Origin of the sequence: Pseudomonas luteola NBRC 103146 (assembly GCF_002091675.1) — a bacterium.
GTDB classification, from domain to species: Bacteria; Pseudomonadota; Gammaproteobacteria; order Pseudomonadales; family Pseudomonadaceae; genus Chryseomonas; species Chryseomonas luteola.
In genome coordinates this window covers 1-1,610 of record NZ_BDAE01000073.1, presented here as the reverse complement: position 1 = coordinate 1,610, position 1,610 = coordinate 1, and the positions used below count along the sequence as shown (strand labels likewise).

Below are 1,610 nucleotides of genomic sequence, written 5' to 3'. Positions count from 1 at the left end.
AACCTGCTCCTGCCGTAGCGCCCAGCGCAGCCTTGGCGGTCTGCACGGTTGTGAGCCCTGCCACCTCCAGCGCTGCGTTGATGGCGTACCGTGCGCCCATTTCAGCGAGGCTATTTACAACATCGGTAAGAATAGTTTCGCCAAGGTTGCCCATGGCATCGCCGAGATCTTCAGCCTTGGTGATAGCCTGAGTAAAGCTCCCGCTAATCCCAGTCGTAAGGCCCTCAAGCGTGTCGCCTACCAGACTCTGGGTCTGACCGGCTATGTTGCCGGCCTTCTCGCTGTATTCGTTTACAGCACGTTGCGCGCCTACCGCCGCATTGCCGTTCAGTTCATCCAGCGCAGCGTAATACTCCTGCTGCATTGCCAGACGTTCGTCCAGGTTCTGCTTGAGCGCTTCGGTCTCCGCTCGGTAGGTATCCTCAGTTATAGAGCCATTGGTGCGATCCCGCGCAGCACGCTCAAGCTGACGTTGATAGTCCTGCCTGATCTTCTGCTCGGCCTGGAGCCTTTGCCGTGCTTCTGGGCCTAGCGTTGAGCCAGCCAATTGGTCGGCGTATCCCTCGCGCTCCTGAGCCCTGCTGGCCTCAAGAGACTGCTGGAAGGCTTGCAGCTTTGTCAGCTGTTCGCGCTTCTTGATCTCATCCTCAAGCGCTACGTTCTGCTCAAGCTGAGCCCTGATCTGCAGCTCATTCGCCTGGAGGCTTTTCTGCTGGGCAGTAAGCGTACCCTTAGTCTTAAGGTCGGCTATCTGCTGCTCAAACTGGGCCAGCGCTCGCTGAGAGGTGGTTAGCTTCTCATTGGTGGTGAGCTGGCTTCGTAGAGTGGCCTCCTGCTCCTTGAGCGACAGGAGCATGCGAGTGGCAGCATCGTCCTGATAGGCTGCGGGCTTTCTGGCCTGTGGCCCTTTCGGATCGGCGTATTGCTTTTCAATTGCCGCTCTAGCCTTGGCAATATTCGCATCGCTTAACTGGTCGCTGAACGGGTTTACCGCACGAATAGCCTGAAGTCTTTTCTCAAGCTTCTCGTACTCTTTATTCCGTTTCTCAGCGTTTGTAAGGCCGGACTTGATTAGAGCGTCCTGGGCCTTTTCAGCATCAACCGCTTCCTTTTCTCGGCGTATGCGGTCAGCTTGCCCCTGGGCATCCAGGCGAGCACCTTCACGCTGCTCTCTTAGGAATTTCAACTGAGCTTCAAGCGATTCTCTCAGCTCAGGGGTTATGCCTCCTCTATCTCCCGTAGCAAACATGTCTACGAATTTTTGAGGCTTCGTAACGCGAGAAATATATGACTCTATCGCGTTGATTTGGTCATCTAAGGTCTGCTCACGCCCAACGTCAAGCATGGCGTCCCAGGCAGCCTTGGCGGCACCCTTAACGCTATCCCAAGCGCCCTCGATAACACCTAGGTTCTGCTTAACCGCGTCAGATCGCTCTTTTAGAGCATTGGCGTAGGTCTCTTCTGCAAGGTTAGCTGCCCCTACCTTATTTCCCTGCTCCTCTAGGGCGCGGATCTGCTCGTAAACAGATGCAGTTAGATATCCGTATTGCTCGTTAAGCTCAGCGGAAGCCTTGGCCGGGTCTTCTGCAAGCTTCTGGAACTGAGCAACT

The 1,610-nt window shown here is 55.5% G+C and carries 1 protein-coding gene; it reads right to left on the bottom strand.

All coding sequences use genetic code 11. The features are described from left to right. The coding region (locus PLU01S_RS25085) for a phage tail length tape measure family protein (RefSeq protein WP_139804009.1) at nt 1–1,610 on the bottom strand (1,610 nt) is incomplete at both ends.